General features: G+C 48.5%; 24 protein-coding genes. 23 read left to right on the top strand and 1 reads right to left on the bottom strand.

What is annotated here, in order from left to right:
* Window position 1 precedes the first annotated feature (1 nt).
* Window positions 2-1,795, bottom strand: a complete 1,794-nt coding sequence (locus tag GJR95_RS25160) for an ABC transporter ATP-binding protein (RefSeq protein ID WP_162388492.1) — start codon at window positions 1,793-1,795, stop codon at window positions 2-4.
* 212 nt (window positions 1,796-2,007) lie between these two features.
* On the opposite strand from GJR95_RS25160, the gene fusA reads away from it, so the two are divergent.
* The 23 genes from fusA (at window position 2,008) to secY (ending at window position 15,942) form a co-directional block, all read left to right on the top strand.
* Window positions 2,008-4,125, top strand: a complete 2,118-nt coding sequence (gene fusA, locus GJR95_RS25155; RefSeq protein ID WP_162388491.1) for an elongation factor G — start codon at window positions 2,008-2,010, stop codon at window positions 4,123-4,125.
* 116 nt (window positions 4,126-4,241) lie between these two features.
* Window positions 4,242-4,547 (top strand): 30S ribosomal protein S10, encoded by a 306-nt coding sequence (rpsJ, locus tag GJR95_RS25150; protein ID WP_077922220.1) that lies wholly within the window; start codon window positions 4,242-4,244, stop codon window positions 4,545-4,547.
* Window positions 4,548-5,001: 454 nt separating this feature from the next.
* On the top strand, window positions 5,002-5,622 hold the full coding sequence (rplC, locus tag GJR95_RS25145; protein WP_162388490.1) for a 50S ribosomal protein L3: 621 nt from the start codon (window positions 5,002-5,004) through the stop codon (window positions 5,620-5,622).
* Window positions 5,623-5,625: 3 nt separating this feature from the next.
* Window positions 5,626-6,255 (top strand): 50S ribosomal protein L4, encoded by a 630-nt coding sequence (gene rplD / locus GJR95_RS25140; RefSeq protein ID WP_162388489.1) that lies wholly within the window; start codon window positions 5,626-5,628, stop codon window positions 6,253-6,255.
* A 2-nt stretch (window positions 6,256-6,257) separates the two neighbouring features.
* On the top strand, window positions 6,258-6,545 hold the full coding sequence (gene rplW / locus GJR95_RS25135) for a 50S ribosomal protein L23 (RefSeq protein ID WP_162388488.1): 288 nt from the start codon (window positions 6,258-6,260) through the stop codon (window positions 6,543-6,545).
* 30 nt (window positions 6,546-6,575) lie between these two features.
* The gene (gene rplB, locus GJR95_RS25130; RefSeq protein WP_162388487.1) at window positions 6,576-7,400 is read left to right on the top strand and encodes a 50S ribosomal protein L2; all 825 of its coding nucleotides are present in this window, start codon (window positions 6,576-6,578) and stop codon (window positions 7,398-7,400) included.
* Between the two features lie 9 nt (window positions 7,401-7,409).
* A complete protein-coding gene (gene rpsS, locus GJR95_RS25125; RefSeq protein ID WP_012930238.1) occupies window positions 7,410-7,688 on the top strand; it encodes a 30S ribosomal protein S19 in 279 nt (92 codons plus the stop codon).
* A gap of 76 nt (window positions 7,689-7,764) precedes the next feature.
* Window positions 7,765-8,157, top strand: coding sequence for a 50S ribosomal protein L22 (rplV, locus tag GJR95_RS25120; protein ID WP_162388486.1), 393 nt, complete (start codon window positions 7,765-7,767; stop codon window positions 8,155-8,157).
* A 3-nt stretch (window positions 8,158-8,160) separates the two neighbouring features.
* On the top strand, window positions 8,161-9,069 hold the full coding sequence (gene rpsC, locus GJR95_RS25115) for a 30S ribosomal protein S3 (protein WP_162388485.1): 909 nt from the start codon (window positions 8,161-8,163) through the stop codon (window positions 9,067-9,069).
* Window positions 9,070-9,154: 85 nt separating this feature from the next.
* Window positions 9,155-9,583, top strand: coding sequence for a 50S ribosomal protein L16 (gene rplP, locus GJR95_RS25110; protein WP_162388484.1), 429 nt, complete (start codon window positions 9,155-9,157; stop codon window positions 9,581-9,583).
* Window positions 9,584-9,604: 21 nt separating this feature from the next.
* Complete coding sequence (gene rpmC / locus GJR95_RS25105) at window positions 9,605-9,799, top strand: 50S ribosomal protein L29 (protein WP_162388483.1); 195 nt, start codon at window positions 9,605-9,607, stop codon at window positions 9,797-9,799.
* 12 nt (window positions 9,800-9,811) lie between these two features.
* Window positions 9,812-10,183 (top strand): 30S ribosomal protein S17, encoded by a 372-nt coding sequence (rpsQ, locus tag GJR95_RS42250; RefSeq protein ID WP_162388482.1) that lies wholly within the window; start codon window positions 9,812-9,814, stop codon window positions 10,181-10,183.
* A gap of 3 nt (window positions 10,184-10,186) precedes the next feature.
* Window positions 10,187-10,555: a 50S ribosomal protein L14 gene (gene rplN, locus GJR95_RS25095; protein ID WP_018618706.1), complete on the top strand. Its 369-nt coding sequence runs from the start codon at window positions 10,187-10,189 to the stop codon at window positions 10,553-10,555.
* A 3-nt stretch (window positions 10,556-10,558) separates the two neighbouring features.
* A complete protein-coding gene (gene rplX, locus GJR95_RS25090) occupies window positions 10,559-10,930 on the top strand; it encodes a 50S ribosomal protein L24 (RefSeq protein WP_162388481.1) in 372 nt (123 codons plus the stop codon).
* Window positions 10,931-10,945: 15 nt separating this feature from the next.
* Window positions 10,946-11,503 carry a 50S ribosomal protein L5 gene (rplE, locus tag GJR95_RS25085; RefSeq protein ID WP_162388480.1) on the top strand — a complete coding sequence of 186 codons (558 nt, stop codon included), beginning with the start codon at window positions 10,946-10,948 and terminating at the stop codon, window positions 11,501-11,503.
* Between the two features lie 9 nt (window positions 11,504-11,512).
* Complete coding sequence (gene rpsN, locus GJR95_RS25080; protein WP_162388479.1) at window positions 11,513-11,782, top strand: 30S ribosomal protein S14; 270 nt, start codon at window positions 11,513-11,515, stop codon at window positions 11,780-11,782.
* 90 nt (window positions 11,783-11,872) lie between these two features.
* Entirely contained in the window at window positions 11,873-12,271 is a 399-nt protein-coding gene (gene rpsH / locus GJR95_RS25075; RefSeq protein ID WP_162388478.1) for a 30S ribosomal protein S8, read from the top strand.
* Between the two features lie 13 nt (window positions 12,272-12,284).
* Entirely contained in the window at window positions 12,285-12,842 is a 558-nt protein-coding gene (gene rplF, locus GJR95_RS25070; RefSeq protein WP_162388477.1) for a 50S ribosomal protein L6, read from the top strand.
* A gap of 105 nt (window positions 12,843-12,947) precedes the next feature.
* Window positions 12,948-13,301: a 50S ribosomal protein L18 gene (gene rplR / locus GJR95_RS25065; protein WP_162388476.1), complete on the top strand. Its 354-nt coding sequence runs from the start codon at window positions 12,948-12,950 to the stop codon at window positions 13,299-13,301.
* Between the two features lie 3 nt (window positions 13,302-13,304).
* Window positions 13,305-13,823 (top strand): 30S ribosomal protein S5, encoded by a 519-nt coding sequence (rpsE, locus tag GJR95_RS25060; RefSeq protein WP_162391849.1) that lies wholly within the window; start codon window positions 13,305-13,307, stop codon window positions 13,821-13,823.
* A 19-nt stretch (window positions 13,824-13,842) separates the two neighbouring features.
* A complete protein-coding gene (gene rpmD / locus GJR95_RS25055) occupies window positions 13,843-14,022 on the top strand; it encodes a 50S ribosomal protein L30 (RefSeq protein WP_162388475.1) in 180 nt (59 codons plus the stop codon).
* A 95-nt stretch (window positions 14,023-14,117) separates the two neighbouring features.
* Window positions 14,118-14,594 carry a 50S ribosomal protein L15 gene (gene rplO / locus GJR95_RS25050; protein WP_162388474.1) on the top strand — a complete coding sequence of 159 codons (477 nt, stop codon included), beginning with the start codon at window positions 14,118-14,120 and terminating at the stop codon, window positions 14,592-14,594.
* Window positions 14,595-14,625: 31 nt separating this feature from the next.
* Window positions 14,626-15,942 carry a preprotein translocase subunit SecY gene (gene secY / locus GJR95_RS25045; RefSeq protein WP_162388473.1) on the top strand — a complete coding sequence of 439 codons (1,317 nt, stop codon included), beginning with the start codon at window positions 14,626-14,628 and terminating at the stop codon, window positions 15,940-15,942.
* The last annotated feature ends 30 nt before the right edge of the window (window positions 15,943-15,972 follow it).

Below are 15,972 nucleotides of genomic sequence, written 5' to 3'. Positions count from 1 at the left end.
TTTACAAGCTATCGACTTGATGGTTTTCACCCTGCAAGGCTTCTTTCTGATGCGCCCACATTTCCTGAAAAGTAGGACTTCGCGTCAACAGCGTTGAGAAATTACCTTCATCGACAATACGGCCATCCTGCATAATGTAGATATAATCGAACAGCGGTAGTAAGTGGAGTCGATGAAGGGTTGATACTAAGGCCTTGTCAGAAAATTCGCGCAGAAGCTGACGATAAACAGCCAGCTCAGTTTTGGGGTCTACACTGCTTGTTGGTTCATCCAGGAGTACAATATCGCTCGTTCGGGCGGCTAATATGCCCCGCGCCAGCGCTAGTCGTTGCCGCTGGCCACCCGACAGATTCACACCTTTTTCCTGAATATTCGTTTCGAGACCATTCGGTAATTGCCTGACTACATCATCAAAACGAGCAATTTGACAAACCTGGGTAATCTCATCATCGTTAAAGGGTAAGCCAAGAGTAATGTTGTAGGCTATTGTGTTCTCGAAAATCTCCGGTTCTTGTGGAAACAGCGTTACCGTGTTAGAAACACCGTTTAGATTGGAAAAATGTTGACCATCTATCCGCACTGACAAGCCAGATTCTGGCGCATACAATCCGCGTAGGAGCGTCAGTAAAGTACTCTTGCCAGAACCACTTTCCCCAATAAAAGCAATTCGTTTGCCTCGGCTTAGGCTAATTTTTAGATTATTTAAGGTCGGGGCCTTACGATCTGTTGAGCCTGAGCGACTATGTGAGAAATTGAGTCCCGTTATGTCAATAGTTTGCCATCTATCGGGTAGCGTTTCGTAGTCTGGCCGTTCGTGTTGACCATAAGCTTCTTTAATACCCCGTGCTGTTTGGACATCTGTATTGAACTGTACGATCTGGGTATATTGCCAGGCTACATCATGAAAAACACTCGTAAATTGATTCACATAGCCCAGCAGTGTCACTAAACCCCCGATAAGAAAGACCTGTCCTGGTGTGTAATGCTGGTAAACATAGCCTGTTGCCAGAACAATATAAATGAGCGCTACCAACATTGAGGCTACAAACCACTTCCACTCATTGATTCGTACCTGCCTCATGAACGGCGGAAAAACGGCCGCGATTTTACTGCCTAAGCTCTCCTGAATCCGTTGTTCTAACCGTAGGGTTATGACAGTAATAATATTGGATAAACTGTCGAACAGAGTCGATGAAACAACGTGCTCGCGTTCATTCGTCTCGTCAAGTGCCTTAATGAAAGGACGGTCGAAGCGGAGAATAACCCAAATAGTTAAGGCACCCAATGCAACACCGGCCAGCCCAAATAAAGGAGAGAAGAATAGCATAGCTCCAAATGAGAACACAAATTTGGAGAGCGCCTGAATATAAATAAAGCCGTCCTGAAAAAACGTTTTCAGGGCATCGTAAGCCTTTCGGATTCGATTGATTGTTGCCCCACTGTGGTGATCTTTATGCCAGCCAACCGGAAGATAGAGGGTCTGGTGAAATAATTCGTCCAGAAAATTACGGCTTAAATTGAATGCTAATCGGCGTTCCATAACCCTTGCCGGTCCATGAAAAGCCCATTCTAGTAGTTCAAGGGTTACGTAACCACCCGCATAAAGCCAGACCAGCCGTAAAATGGCTGTGTCCTGCTGTTGAAGCTCCCCAATAAACCACCCGAATAGCAATGGTCGAATAGCCGCCACAACATTGGCCATAATAAATAGGAAATAAACCAGTATATACTGCCGCTTTTCGTGCCGGGCATACGTCCAGGCTGTTCGAAGTAGGGTTATATATGGATTTTGCATGATTCTAAGTTACAGACACGATTTTGTAATGCATTCCACTAACAAAATTGACAAAAAAGATGAAGAGTTTTCGTTATATTCTTAGTTTATTCATTTGTTTTCTGATTGGCTTTCAGTAATTTTGCGACCTGATTCGTGAAAGGTGCCGTTTGCGAACTTTGCGGCTCCTTCCTGCTGTTTTAGAATTAAATAACTCTCAGTATAACAAGCTAATGGCTCGCGATTTAAATTTCACGAGAAACATCGGTATCGCTGCTCACATTGATGCAGGTAAAACGACCACAACCGAACGAATTCTCTATTACGCCGGGGTAAGCCACAAAATCGGTGAGGTACACGATGGTGCCGCCACGATGGACTGGATGGAGCAGGAGCAGGAGCGTGGTATCACGATCACTTCCGCTGCGACTACCGTTGACTGGACCTACCGGGACAAGAAATACCACATCAACATCATTGATACGCCGGGCCACGTTGACTTCACCGTTGAAGTGAACCGTTCGCTGCGCGTTCTTGATGGTCTGGTGTTCCTCTTCAGCGCCGTTGATGGTGTAGAACCACAGTCAGAAACCAACTGGCGTCTGGCCAACAACTATAACGTAGCTCGTTTGGGCTTCGTTAACAAAATGGACCGTTCAGGAGCCGACTTCCTGAATGTGTGCAAGCAGGTAAAAGAAATGTTGGGTAGCTACGCTGTTCCTCTTCAGTTGCCAATCGGCGAAGAAGAGAACTTTAAAGGTGTAGTTGACCTCGTTAACTTCCGCGGTATCCAGTGGAATGAAGACGATAAAGGTATGACCTTCCAGGAAGTTCCTATCCCGGACGATATGCTGGACGAAGCCACCGAATGGCGCGAAAAACTCCTTGAAGCAGTTGCCGAATTCGACGACAGCCTGATGGAGAAATATTTCGAAGATCCAGAGTCGATTTCGGAAGACGAAATCCTGGCTGCTCTTCGTAAAGCTACCATCAGCATGAAAATTGTGCCGATGCTTTGCGGTTCTTCGTTCAAAAATAAAGGTGTTCAAACCATGCTCGACTATGTGATGGCCCTGTTGCCATCGCCTATGGACAAAGAAAGCATCAAAGGCACCAATCCAGACACAGGTGAAGAGATTTCGCGTAAGCCGTCATCTACCGAACCATTCTCGGCTCTGGCGTTCAAAATCGCAACAGACCCCTATGTAGGTCGTTTGTGCTTTGTTCGTTCTTACTCGGGTGTGCTGGAGTCAGGCTCTTACATCCTGAACAACCGTTCGGGTAACAAAGAGCGGATTTCGCGGATTTTCCAGATGCACGCCAACAAGCAGAACCAGATCGATCGTCTGGAAGCTGGTGATATCGGTGCTGTGGTTGGTTTCAAAGACATCAAGACGGGTGATACCCTGTCGGATGAGAAGCACCCAATCGTTCTGGAGTCGATGGTATTCCCTGACCCAGTTATCGGATACGCTATCGAACCGAAGAAATCAGCCGATCAGGATAACTTCTCGAAAGCGATCGGTAAACTGATCGAAGAAGATCCAACCTTGAAGGTTGAATCGAACGAAGAAACCGGTCAGACCATTATCCGTGGTATGGGTGAGCTTCACCTTGAAATCATCATCGACCGGATGCGTCGTGAGTTCAAAGTTGAAGTAAATCAGGGTGCTCCACAGGTAGCCTACAAAGAAAAGCTTACCAAAAACGTTGAACACCGTGAAGTTTATAAGAAACAAACGGGTGGTCGTGGTAAGTTTGCCGACATCGTATTTGAACTCGGACCACGGGGCGAAGACGAAAATGGTATCGTGCAGCCTGGCCTGGAATTCGTAAACGGTATTGTTGGTGGTGTTATTCCTCGCGAATTCATCCCAGCCGTACAGAAAGGCTTTGACGAATCGCTGAAAAACGGTCCGTTGGCGGGCTTCCCGCTCGAAAGCATGAAAGTTCGGTTGTTCCACGGTTCGTACCACGACGTTGACTCCGATTCTTTGTCTTTTGAAATGGCGGCTCGTCTGGGCTTCCGTGAGGCAGCTCGTCAGGCTGGTCCTAAACTGCTTGAACCAATCATGGCAGTTGAAGTACTGACGCCAGAAGAATATACCGGTCCAATCACGGGTGACCTGAACCGTCGTCGTGGTGTCATGAAAGGTATGGACACGAAAGCCGGATCGCAGGTGATCAAGGCCGATGTTCCTCTATCGGAACTGTTCGGTTATGTAACGGATCTACGGACGATGTCATCTGGTCGTGCTACGGCTAACCTGACGTTCGCGCACTACGAAGTTGTGCCACAGAACATTTCAGATACCGTTGTAGCCAAAGAAAAAGGTACAGTGAAGGCGTAAGCCTGTTCGATATTGGGCAGTAAGTTAAAATTGACTTACTGCCCATTTTTTGTGCTGTCGGAGTAAATGGTTCTTTCGGCGGCACTTCTTATAAACACATAACGAACCACAACACAATGAGCCAAAAAATTCGCATTAAGCTGAAATCGTTCGACCACATGCTGGTTGACAAATCGGCGGAGAAAATCGTAAAGGCCGTGAAATCGACGGGCGCTATCGTTAGTGGTCCCATCCCACTTCCGACCGACAAAGAGATTTACACCGTACTGCGGTCACCCCACGTCAACAAGAAAGCGCGGGAGCAGTTCCAACTGTGCACCTACAAGCGTCTGGTCGACATCTATAGCAGCAGTGCTAAAACGGTTGATGCATTAATGAAACTCGAATTGCCGAGTGGTGTTGATGTAGAGATCAAAGTCTAACGATCTTTTCCTACAGGCTTACAAAGCCGCCAGTATGATACGTAAACGTGTCAGGCTGGCGGCTTTTGTTTAATTCATTGGGGCACACAGATAATGATTCAAAAATACTTCAAAATATATTTTCCATTTCTCCCAACTATTTTATACTTTTGCACTCCCAAACTCGAACGAGAGTCGAAGATATACGAAGGTGAAGGTCCGCTATAAAGTGGAAACCACATCTGACTTTTGGGCAAACAAACCTTGTTCTGCAAGGTGTTGTCTGCCCATGAAAGGTCAGGTGTAATGCACCGGACCTTTTTTTATGTCTTTTTGGCCCTGATTGTTAAGCAGATATAGGATTCGTCCGACAATTTGTCTACCTTTGCGGCCCGATTCAGGTAATGCGACTGGTATTGCATGGCTGAGGACGGGAATAATTTTTCAATTACCTGCTTACTTTAAACAAACACAAATGTCTGGTTTAATTGGCAAGAAAATCGGGATGACCAGCGTGTACAATGCGGACGGGCAGGCTCTGGCATGTACAGTGATTGAAACGGGTCCCTGTGTCGTAACTCAAGTTCGTAGCGTCGAGAAAGACGGCTACGCGGCTGTGCAGCTGGGTTTCGGCGACAAGAAAGAAAAGCACACCAACAAGCCGGAGTTGGGCCACTTCAAAAAAGCTGGTACCACACCTAAGCGCAAACTCGTCGAATTTAAAGAATTCGTACAAGAGTTTAACCTGGGTGATACACTCACGGCGGCCGACGTATTCGGCGAAGGCGACTTCGTTGACGTAGTCGGGACAGCCAAAGGGCGCGGCTTCCAGGGCGTTGTGAAGCGTCACGGATTCGCCGGTGTTGGCGGTCAAACGCACGGTCAGCACAACCGGGGTCGTCACCCAGGTTCGATCGGTGCCTGCTCATTCCCATCACGGGTTTTCAAAGGTCTGCGTATGGCTGGCCGTATGGGTGGTAACCGCGTAAAGGTGCAAAACCTGCGCGTTCTGCGCGTTCTGTCTGAGCAAAACCTGCTCGTTGTTAGTGGTTCGGTTCCAGGAGCCAAAAATTCATACGTTATTATTGAGAAATAGGCCATGGACGTAATCGTATATAACAGCAAGGGCGAGGACACGGGCAAGAAGGTCACGCTGCCGGAAGAGGTTTTCGGTATTGAGCCGAACCAACACGCGATTTATCTCGACGTGAAACAATACCTGGCTAACCAACGTCAGGGAACGCACAAAGCGAAAGAGCGCGCTGAAAATGCACACTCGACTCGCAAACTGAAGAAGCAAAAAGGTACAGGTGGTGCTCGCGCAGGTAGCGCTAAATCGCCGGTATTCGTTGGTGGTGGTACGATTTTCGGACCTCGCCCCCGCGATTATAGCTTCAAACTGAACAAGAAAGTGAAATCGCTGGCCCGCAAATCGGCTCTTGCCGCTAAAGCACAGGCTGAAAAGATTTCGGTTATTGACAGCATTACGCTGGAGTCGCCCCGCACAAAGGATTACATACAGTTTTTGAGTGACCTGAATTTGACAGGCCGTAAAACACTGCTTATCCTGCCGGATGTGAACTTGAACGTTGTGTTGTCGAGCCGGAACGTGCAGAAGGCAAAAGTGACAACCGCTTCGCAGGTAAATACCTACGATCTGGTAAACGCCGACCAACTGCTGATTAGCGAAGAAGCTTTGTCAACCATCCAAACGCTGTTCGACAAATAATCATGAGCGTACTAAAACGACCAATCGTCACCGAAAAAATGACGGGCCTTAACAAGCAGGGGAAGTATGCTTTTGAGGTTGAATTGAAAGCGAACAAACTCGAAATCGTTAAAGCTGTCGAGAAATTGTATGGCGTAAACGTCGAGTCTGTAAACACATTGCGGTCGCTTGGTAAAAAGCGTAGCAAGAATATCAACGGACGCGTTGTAACGGGCAAGACCCCAACTACCAAGAAAGCAATCGTAACGGTTGCAGAAGGCGAAGTAATCGATATCTACGCTGACTTGTAAACCGGGCATTGCCCTACCAATTAATCAGTCATGGGAGTTAAAAAACTAAGACCAATAACGCCGAGTACACGTTTTCGCGTGGCACCCGACTTTGCGGAAATAACAGCCTCCAAGCCGGAAAAAAGTCTGCTGGAGCCCCTAAAGAGAACCGGTGGCCGGAATAATGAAGGTCACCGCACTATGCGCTACATTGGTGGAGGTCATAAGCGGCACTACCGTATTATTGACTTCAAGCGCGATAAAGTCGGCCAACCCGCCGAAGTTTTGACTGTAGAATACGATCCAAACCGTTCAGCCCGCATTTCGCTGGTACAATATGCTGACGGAGAGAAACGCTACATCATTGCACCACAAGGTATCACCGTAGGTCAGACGATTCAGTCTGGCGAAGGGGCAACCCCCGACGTCGGTAATGCGCTTCCATTAGCTTCTATGCCAATCGGTACGATCGTTCACAACATCGAACTGACTCCCGGCAAAGGCGCAGCAATGGCTCGTTCTGCCGGAACCTATGCACAGTTAGTTGGTCGCGAAGATAAATATGCAATCCTGCGCCTTCCTTCTGGTGAAACCCGTCGGGTTTTGAGTGCTGGTATGGCGACGGTTGGCTCTGTGTCGAACCCGGATCACATGAACGTTGTGGTAGGTAAAGCTGGTCGTAACCGTTGGTTAGGCCGTCGCCCACGTGTTCGTGCTGTGGTAATGAACCCTGTCGATCACCCAATGGGTGGTGGCGAAGGCCGGGCTTCCGGTGGTCACCCACGTTCGCGCAATGGCCAGTTCGCTAAAGGTCAAAAGACCCGCAACAAGAACAAGGCATCAGAAAGCATGATTATTAGCCGACGCAAAAAGTAACAGATACCAATGGCACGTTCACTCAAAAAAGGCCCATATATTGATTTTCGCCTGGACAACAAGGTACAGGCGCAGAATGATTCGGGCAAGAAATCGGTCATCAAAACCTGGTCGCGTCGTTCAATGATTTCGCCGGATTTCGTAGGCCACACATTTGCTGTACATAACGGCAACAAGTTTATCCCGGTTTACGTAACGGAAAACATGGTAGGCCACAAGCTCGGTGAGTTTTCGCCGACGCGCAACTTCCGGGGTCACACCGCAAAGAAAGACAAGGGCAAACGATAATAGTTAGCAGAAAGCAGTAGGCAGTCGATAATGACTTGTCAGCTGCCCACTGCAAACTGCAAACTGAAGACTAAACATGGAAGCAGTAGCAAGACTTAGAGATGTGCCCACGTCGCCCCGTAAGATGCGGTTAATCGCCGATCTGATTCGTGGTCAGCGCGTTAGCCGGGCGTTGGGTCTGTTAAAATATCAGCCGCAAGCCGGTGCCGCCGTATTGCAGAAAGTGCTGTTATCGGCAGTTGCCAACTGGCAACAAAAAAATGAGAATGAGCGCATTGAAGACGCCGACCTCTTTGTAAAAACGATCTTCGTAGACGGCGGTCCAATGCTGAAACGTCTGCGCCCCGCCCCCCAGGGTCGTGGTCACCGGATTCGGAAGCGGTCAAACCACATCACCATCGTGGTCGACAGCGCTGCTCAGCCGGTATTAGGTCAGGCAGAAGTAGAAACCCCAGAAAACGAGAACTAAGAAATGGGACAAAAAATTAATCCAGTTGGCCTGCGACTTGGTATTGTTCGAGGCTGGGAGTCGAGCTGGTACGGGGGTAAAGAATTTGCAGATAAACTCGTTGAAGACGAGAAAATCCGTAAATACGTTGCAGCCCGTATTCCGAAAGGAGCTATCGCACGGGTTGTGATCGAACGTACCCTGAAGCGTGTTACTCTAACGATCCACACAGCCCGTCCAGGCATTGTGATCGGTAAAGGTGGTGGCGAGGTCGATAAGATCAAAGAAGAATTAAAGAAGGTTACGGGCAAAGATGTCCAGATCAATATCTTCGAAATTAAGCGGCCTGAAATCGATGCGAAACTAGTTGGTGAAGCCATTGCTCAGCAATTACAAGCGCGTATTTCGTTCCGTCGTGCCATGAAGCAAGCCATTCAGTCGGCAATCCGAGTGGGTGCGCAAGGCATCAAAGTGAAAGTATCAGGTCGTTTGGGCGGTGCTGAAATTGCCCGTTCAGAGCAGTATAAAGAAGGACGCGTTCCTCTTCATACGCTTCGCGCTGATATTGACTATGCTATTTCGGAAGCACAAACCGTCTATGGTAAAATCGGCATCAAGGTGTGGATTTTCAAAGGCGAAGTTTACGGTAAGCGTGATCTGTCTCCAGCGGCTATGATGAGCCAGGCGCAGGCGGGCGAACGTAGTGCCAGTGCTAATGACCGTGGTGACCGTCGTGGCCCACGTGGTGATCGTGATGGTAACGACCGTGGTGGTCGTAACCGTGGTGATCGTGGTGGAAACGACCGTGGCGGTAACAACCGTGGCGGTGGTGGCCAGGGCGGCAACCGTGGTGGCGGTGGTGGCCAGGGTGGTAACCGTGGCGGTGGTGGTGGCCAGGGTGGTAACCGTGGCGGTGGAGGACCAAGACGATAAACTTTAGTCATCAGTTGTCAGTCGATAGTCATCCGCAAGTGAGCGACTAACGGCTAACCACTATCGACTCGCAACTTTTAGAGCTATGTTACAGCCAAAAAGAACAAAATTTCGCAAGCAACATAAAGGACGGATTCCTGGTATCGCATCGCGGGGCCACGAAATAGCGTTCGGTACGTTCGGCATTAAATCGCTGGAACCAGGCCGGATCACTGCCCGTCAGATTGAAGCCGCTCGTATTTCCGTAACGCGGGCTATGAAACGTGAAGGCCAGGTTTGGATTCGTATTTTCCCCGACAAGCCGATCACCAAGAAGCCAGCCGAAGTACGGATGGGTAAAGGTAAAGGTGCACCCGAGTACTGGGTAGCCGTAGTAAAGCCCGGCACGATAATGTTCGAAGCAACGGGCGTTGATTTAGCAACAGGTATGGAAGCCCTGCGGTTGGCAGCTCAAAAACTGCCGGTTCGGACCAAGTTTGTGGTCCGGCGCGATTATCAGGAGCAAGGCGAGTAATCCCCCTAAGCGACGAACAAGATGAAAAAAGAAGATTTGAAAGGATTGTCGGCTGACGAGTTACGCACTGAACTCGGTGTGGAACAGGACCGCCTGCTGAAACTAAAGTTCGCCCATGCGGTATCTCCAGTGGAGAACCCAATGCGCATCCGCGAGAGCCGCAAACGGATTGCTCGCCTGAATACAGAACTGACGGTTAAATCGCGGCAAGCCTAATAAGATACGACGATGGAAGAGCAACAAGCACCAGCACCGCAGGAAGAAGCAACTGCTTCGGCGGTCGTAGCAACAGAACAGCCGCAGGCAGCCGCTCCCGTAACTCCAGTAGTGAGTGAGGAAACGGCGTCGGAGCGGAACGCTCGGAAAGAGCGTATCGGACGGGTGACTAGCAATAAAATGCAGAAAACAATCACGGTTGCGATCGAACGCAAAGTGAAACACCCACTGTATGGTAAGTTTCAGAAGAAAACGAAGAAACTGACCGTTCATGACGAGAAAAATGAGTGTGGAATCGGTGACACAGTTCGTGTGATGGAAACCCGCCCATTGAGCAAGAATAAGCGTTGGCGTTTAGTCGAAATCATCGAAAAAGCGAAGTAAGCCATGGTACAGCAAGAATCTAGATTAGGTGTAGCCGATAACAGTGGCGCGAAAGAAGTGCTGGTTATCCGCGTTCTGGGCGGTACAGGTAAGCGTTATGCATCGGTCGGTGACAAGATTGTCGTCACGGTGAAACAGGCTCTGTCGTCCAGCAGTATGAAGAAAGGTACGGTATCGAAAGCCGTTGTCGTTCGGACTAAAAAAGAAGTACGTCGTAAAGACGGTTCATACATCCGTTTTGAAGACAATGCGGCTGTGCTGCTTAACAACAACGATGAGCCTCGCGGCACCCGGATTTTCGGACCTGTGGCTCGCGAATTGCGTGAGAAGCAGTTTATGAAAATCGTATCGTTAGCTCCAGAGGTATTGTAAGCAATGGAAAAGAAAATAACGCTGCCGAAGCACAAATTCCACATCAAGACGGGCGATACGGTCCTCGTGATTGGTGGTAACTCAAAAGGCCAGCGCGGTGTGGTGAAAGAAGTAATCGTGGAAAAAGATCGTGCTCGGGTTGAGGGCGTCGCCATGATTACCAAACACATGAAGCCAACCGCTTCAAACCCGCAGGGGAGCCTCGAAAAAACGGAAGGTTCAATCCACATCAGTAATCTGAAAGTGGTTGATCCGGCCACCGGCGAACCAACCCGCACGGGCCGTAAGTTGAACGAGAAGGGTAAGCTACAACGCTACTCGAAGAAAACCGGCAATTTCATCCCTGACCAGTCTGCTGGCGCGGGTCGTAAATAATAAAGGTCTAAGAAAATGGCAACGCCAAGACTGAAAGAAAAATATTTAAACGAGGTCGTTCCTCAGTTGAAAGACAAGTTTCAGTATAAGTCGGTAATGCAAGTTCCGCGTCTGAGCAAAATTGTTATCAACAAAGGGATCGGTGCCGCTGTCGCAGATAAAAAACTGGTCGATGTAGGTGTCGAAGAATTAACGACCATCACGGGTCAGAGAGCCGTTCCGACAATGTCGAAAAAGGCTGTTTCGAACTTCAAACTACGGGAAAAAATGCCCATTGGTGCGAAGGTAACGTTGCGTGGTGAGCGGATGTATGAATTCCTGGACCGGTTGACGAGTGTTTCGTTACCCCGCGTTCGTGACTTCAAAGGTATCAGCGATAAAGGATTCGATGGCCATGGCAACTACACGTTCGGTGTGCAGGAGCAGATCATCTTCCCTGAGATTAGTATTGACAAAGTAGCCCGGATTTCGGGGATGGACATCACATTTGTGACGACCGCCAATACCGATAACGAAAGCTACGAGTTGTTGAAATCATTGGGTATGCCGTTTGCAAATTCTGGCAAGAAATAACCGACCGACATGGCAAAAGAATCAATCAAAGCACGGGAACGGAAACGTGAAGCACTGGTAGCTAAGTATGCTACGAAGCGGGCTGCTCTGAAAGCTGCTGGCGATTATATCGGTCTGGACAAGCTGCCAAAAAATGCATCGCCTGTTCGTCTGCACAATCGTTGCAAACTCACAGGTCGCCCACGGGGTTACATGCGTAAATTTGGTATTTCGCGGGTAACATTCCGTGAGATGGCATCGGCAGGTAAAATTCCAGGTGTAACTAAGTCTAGCTGGTAGTTCCAGTCATCATTTCCATTTGTAATTCAGTTTCCGTAATTTTGCGAACTTTCTTGGAAACAGGGGTTTGCAAGTAACGCAACGCAAAGAATGAATACAGATCCAATAGCAGATTTTCTGACTCGTATCAGAAACGCTATCCGGGCCAAGCACCGGGTTGTGGAGATTCCTGCTTCCAATATAAAGAAAGAAATTACAAAGGTTTTGTACGAAAAAGGGTACATCCAGAACTATAAGTTCGATGATAGCTCGGTACAGGGTACGATTAAAATCGCTCTGAAGTACAACCCAACAACAAAGCAATCCGCTATTGTTGACCTACAGCGCATCAGCCGTCCGGGTCTTCGTCAATACCGGGGCGCTGATCACCTGCCCCGTATCCTGAATGGATTGGGCGTCGCTATCATCTCGACCTCGAAAGGCGTTATGACCGATAAAGAAGCGAAAACGCTGAACGTGGGTGGTGAGGTATTATGTTACGTGTATTAATCCGAACTGAACGATGTCACGCATAGGTAAGAAACCCATCGCCCTCCCAAGCAACGTTACGCTGTCTGTAGATGGACAGAACGTTGTGACTGTGAAAGGGCCCAAAGGCACGCTGACCCAAACGATTGACCCGGACATTTCGGTAGCAGTCGAAGATGGGCAGATCCAGGTGTCGCGCCCGACGGAGCAAAAACGTCATAAAGCCCTGCACGGCCTTTACCGTTCGTTGGTAAACAACATGGTAACAGGTGTTAGCGAAGGCTTCAAACTCGATCTGGAAGTGATCGGGGTTGGTTATAAGGCTTCAGTTGCCAACAATGTTCTCGAATTGCAACTCGGTTACTCACACAACGTGTACCTGGCCGTTCCTACAGAGATCAAAGTAACAGCTGTAACCGAAAAAGGTCAGAACCCGAAAGTATATTTGGAAGGCTCTGATAAACAACTGCTCGGCGATGTAGCGGCCAAAATTCGCTCGCTCCGTAAAGTTGAGCCTTACAAAGGCAAAGGTATCCGCTTTATTGGTGAGCAGGTTCGCCGTAAAGCTGGTAAGTCTTCGTCGAAGAAATAAATGATTTGTGGTTTGTTGTTGGTGCTTTACGGTCAAACGTCAAAGGCAAGCAACAAACCACGAATACCAAACTAACATTCGCCTATTTGGTCGGAATCAAATAACATGGCAACAAGTAAACAAGAAAGAAGACAGCGGATTAAGTTTGGCATCCGGGCAAAAGTTTCCGGAACGGCTGAGCGTCCACGGCTGTCAGTTTTTCGCTCGAACAAAGCGATCTACGCCCAATTGATTGATGACGTCGCTGGTAATACACTGGCTGCCGCTTCATCGGTCGAACTGAAGAGCGAAGTAGAAGGCAACACCGTCGAAACGGCGAAGAAAGTCGGACAACGGCTGGCCGAAAAAGCCCTTGCCAAGAACATTGACACTGTCGTGTTCGACCGTAACGGTTATTTGTATCACGGTAAAGTAAAAGCACTGGCCGACGCAGCCCGCGAGGGTGGCCTTAAGTTCTAAATGATGAACACGAACTCAGCAAGACCGACAAAGTTTAACGAAGCCGACCTGAAAGAAAAGGTGGTAGCCATCAATCGCGTTGCGAAGGTGGTAAAAGGTGGTCGCCGGTTCAGTTTTTCGGCAATTGTCGTTGTCGGAGACGGTAACGGTGTCGTCGGATACGGACTAGGAAAAGCCAATGAAGTAACGGACGCGATTGCTAAAGGTGTAGAAGATGCTAAGAAAAATCTGGTGCAGATTCCCCTCCTGAAGCATACGGTACCTCACGAAATGGAAGGTAAATTCAGCGGTGGCTTTGTCCTGCTGAAGCCAGCAGCACCAGGTACAGGTGTTATCGCCGGCGGTGCTATGCGGGCTGTTCTTGAATCAGCTGGCGTACGCGACGTATTGGCGAAATCGAAAGGTTCGTCGAACCCACACAACGTAGTGAAGGCTACCTTAGATGCGCTGCTGAAAATGCGCCTACCTCATCAGGTAGCATTCCAGCGTCAGATAAGTCTGGCTAAAGTGTTTAACGGTTAATTAGAAAGGAGCAACAGACATGGCACGAGTACGCATCACGCAGGTCAGCAGCACCATCAAACGACCGCTATCTCAAAAAAATGCGATCAAGTCGTTAGGCTTGGGCAAAATCAACCGTAGTGTTGAACTGGAATACAACGACTCTTTAAAAGGTGCTATCAACAAAGTACAGCACTTAGTGAAGGTTGAAGAAATTTAAGTATCTTTGCGATTCTTTTGGCTTCCTGTTTGCCATGGCCCGGTGTCATGTGCGTATTGAGAGGTCAAAAGAATCAGCTTTTTAATAATAATAAGATGAATTTAAGCAACCTTAGACCGGCAAAAGGTTCCGTCAGAGAGCGCAAGCGAGTCGGACGCGGGCAAGGATCAGGCATGGGCGGAACGTCTACGCGTGGTCACAAAGGAGCGCAGTCGCGTTCAGGTTATAGCCGTAAGACACACTTCGAAGGTGGCCAGATGCCATTGCAACGTCGTGTGCCGAAATTTGGCTTCAAGAATATCAACCGCGTCGAGTACAAACCCCTCAATCTGGATTCGATCCAGGCCTTGGTAGACGAAACCAAAGCAACTGTAGTGGATATCGACTTCCTGCTTCAGCATGGGTTGGTAAGCAAAAAAGATCTTGTGAAAATCTTAAGCCGTGGTGAATTGACATCGGCTGTAGAAGTTCACGCACATGCTTTCTCGAGCAGCGCTAAAGAAGCGATCGAAAAAGCAGGTGGTAAAGCAATTGTGCCCGCTAAACAAGCGAAAGAGGAAGCAACGAACTAAGTTGTGAGCACGGCATCAGCCGCCTACTTTTATGAACCGACTGATCACCACGTTTAAGAATATTTTTGCAATAGATGAGTTGCGGAGTCGTATCCTCAACACGTTATTGTTTATTACGGCGTTTCGTCTTGGTTCAGCAATTGTGCTACCGGGCGTTGACCCTAACAAACTGAATCTGAATCCGCAGGGATTACTCGGTTTGTTAGACACTTTTTTGGGTGGTGCGTTCAGCAAAGCGTCTATTTTTGCATTGGGCATCATGCCGTATATCTCGGCATCGATCGCTATTCAATTACTTACCCTGGCTTTGCCTTACTTCCAGAAAATGCAGAAGGAAGGCGAATCGGGTCGTAAGCGATTGAATCAGATCACACGTGTGCTGACAATTGGCGTAACGGCAGTGCAGGCAATTACCTACATCCGTACAACGATTCCTGCTGAAGCACTCCTGATCGATCGGGGTCTGTTCACGATCTCCTCCCTGTTTATCTTAACCTCAGGCACGATCTTTTGTATGTGGCTGGGTGAACGGATAACAGACAAGGGTATCGGAAATGGTATCTCCATGATCATTATGATCGGGATTGTTTCCCGGCTACCAGGCGCTATCATTGGCGAACAACAGTCGAGAGGCACAGGTGGTATCCTTCTTTTCGTACTTGAGTTAGTTGCTCTATACTTCGTTGTTATGGGAGCAGTTGTATTGACTCAGGCCGTTCGTCGGATTCCAATTCAGTATGCCAAACAGGTGATTGGAAACAAAGTGGTAGGCGGACAACGGCAATATCTGCCATTGAAACTGAATGCTGCTGGTGTAATGCCGATCATTTTTGCTCAGGCACTGATGTTCATTCCCGGTTATCTGTCAGGATTGTTTGCCGAGAAAAGCGATTTTGCCGCAGGTGTGCAAAATGCATTCCAAAGCTATACGACCTGGCAATATAACGTGCTGTTTGCGTTGCTGATCATCATCTTCACGTTCTTTTATACAGCGATTTCGGTTAACCCGACTCAAATTGCTGATGACATGAAGCGCAGTGGTGGATTCATTCCAGGAGTTAAACCAGGAATTCAGACTTCTGAATACATTGGTACGGTTCTGGACCGGATTACCTTGCCAGGGGCGATCATGCTGGCGATTGTGGCTATCCTGCCTGCCATTGCTAACTTGCTGGGAATGACCAGCGGTTTTGCACAGTTCTTTGGCGGAACGTCACTGCTTATCATGGTCGGTGTAGTACTTGATACATTGCAGCAAGTAGAAAGCTATCTGTTAATGCGTCGGTACGAAGGATTGATGAAGTCTGGTCGCGTACAGGGCCGGACTAACGAGACAGTTGCAGCCTAACAGAAATGGCTAGTTCTGATAAGAAAGAAA

This window comes from Spirosoma endbachense (genome assembly GCF_010233585.1).
Classification (GTDB): Bacteria; Bacteroidota; Bacteroidia; order Cytophagales; family Spirosomataceae; genus Spirosoma; species Spirosoma endbachense.
Note: the sequence above shows the minus strand (reverse complement) of the source record. Positions and strands in the feature narration are given on the sequence as shown.

Bases quoted from the DNA above. Each gene is read 5' to 3' on its own strand.
- GJR95_RS25160 (WP_162388492.1), bottom strand. From the start codon at position 1,795: ATGCAAAATCCATATATAACCCTACTTCGAACAGCCTGGACGTATGCC.
- fusA (WP_162388491.1), top strand. From the start codon at position 2,008: ATGGCTCGCGATTTAAATTTCACGAGAAACATCGGTATCGCTGCTCAC.
- rpsJ (WP_077922220.1), top strand. From the start codon at position 4,242: ATGAGCCAAAAAATTCGCATTAAGCTGAAATCGTTCGACCACATGCTG.
- rplC (WP_162388490.1), top strand. From the start codon at position 5,002: ATGTCTGGTTTAATTGGCAAGAAAATCGGGATGACCAGCGTGTACAAT.
- rplD (WP_162388489.1), top strand. From the start codon at position 5,626: ATGGACGTAATCGTATATAACAGCAAGGGCGAGGACACGGGCAAGAAG.
- rplW (WP_162388488.1), top strand. From the start codon at position 6,258: ATGAGCGTACTAAAACGACCAATCGTCACCGAAAAAATGACGGGCCTT.
- rplB (WP_162388487.1), top strand. From the start codon at position 6,576: ATGGGAGTTAAAAAACTAAGACCAATAACGCCGAGTACACGTTTTCGC.
- rpsS (WP_012930238.1), top strand. From the start codon at position 7,410: ATGGCACGTTCACTCAAAAAAGGCCCATATATTGATTTTCGCCTGGAC.
- rplV (WP_162388486.1), top strand. From the start codon at position 7,765: ATGGAAGCAGTAGCAAGACTTAGAGATGTGCCCACGTCGCCCCGTAAG.
- rpsC (WP_162388485.1), top strand. From the start codon at position 8,161: ATGGGACAAAAAATTAATCCAGTTGGCCTGCGACTTGGTATTGTTCGA.
- rplP (WP_162388484.1), top strand. From the start codon at position 9,155: ATGTTACAGCCAAAAAGAACAAAATTTCGCAAGCAACATAAAGGACGG.
- rpmC (WP_162388483.1), top strand. From the start codon at position 9,605: ATGAAAAAAGAAGATTTGAAAGGATTGTCGGCTGACGAGTTACGCACT.
- rpsQ (WP_162388482.1), top strand. From the start codon at position 9,812: ATGGAAGAGCAACAAGCACCAGCACCGCAGGAAGAAGCAACTGCTTCG.
- rplN (WP_018618706.1), top strand. From the start codon at position 10,187: ATGGTACAGCAAGAATCTAGATTAGGTGTAGCCGATAACAGTGGCGCG.
- rplX (WP_162388481.1), top strand. From the start codon at position 10,559: ATGGAAAAGAAAATAACGCTGCCGAAGCACAAATTCCACATCAAGACG.
- rplE (WP_162388480.1), top strand. From the start codon at position 10,946: ATGGCAACGCCAAGACTGAAAGAAAAATATTTAAACGAGGTCGTTCCT.
- rpsN (WP_162388479.1), top strand. From the start codon at position 11,513: ATGGCAAAAGAATCAATCAAAGCACGGGAACGGAAACGTGAAGCACTG.
- rpsH (WP_162388478.1), top strand. From the start codon at position 11,873: ATGAATACAGATCCAATAGCAGATTTTCTGACTCGTATCAGAAACGCT.
- rplF (WP_162388477.1), top strand. From the start codon at position 12,285: ATGTCACGCATAGGTAAGAAACCCATCGCCCTCCCAAGCAACGTTACG.
- rplR (WP_162388476.1), top strand. From the start codon at position 12,948: ATGGCAACAAGTAAACAAGAAAGAAGACAGCGGATTAAGTTTGGCATC.
- rpsE (WP_162391849.1), top strand. From the start codon at position 13,305: ATGAACACGAACTCAGCAAGACCGACAAAGTTTAACGAAGCCGACCTG.
- rpmD (WP_162388475.1), top strand. From the start codon at position 13,843: ATGGCACGAGTACGCATCACGCAGGTCAGCAGCACCATCAAACGACCG.
- rplO (WP_162388474.1), top strand. From the start codon at position 14,118: ATGAATTTAAGCAACCTTAGACCGGCAAAAGGTTCCGTCAGAGAGCGC.
- secY (WP_162388473.1), top strand. From the start codon at position 14,626: ATGAACCGACTGATCACCACGTTTAAGAATATTTTTGCAATAGATGAG.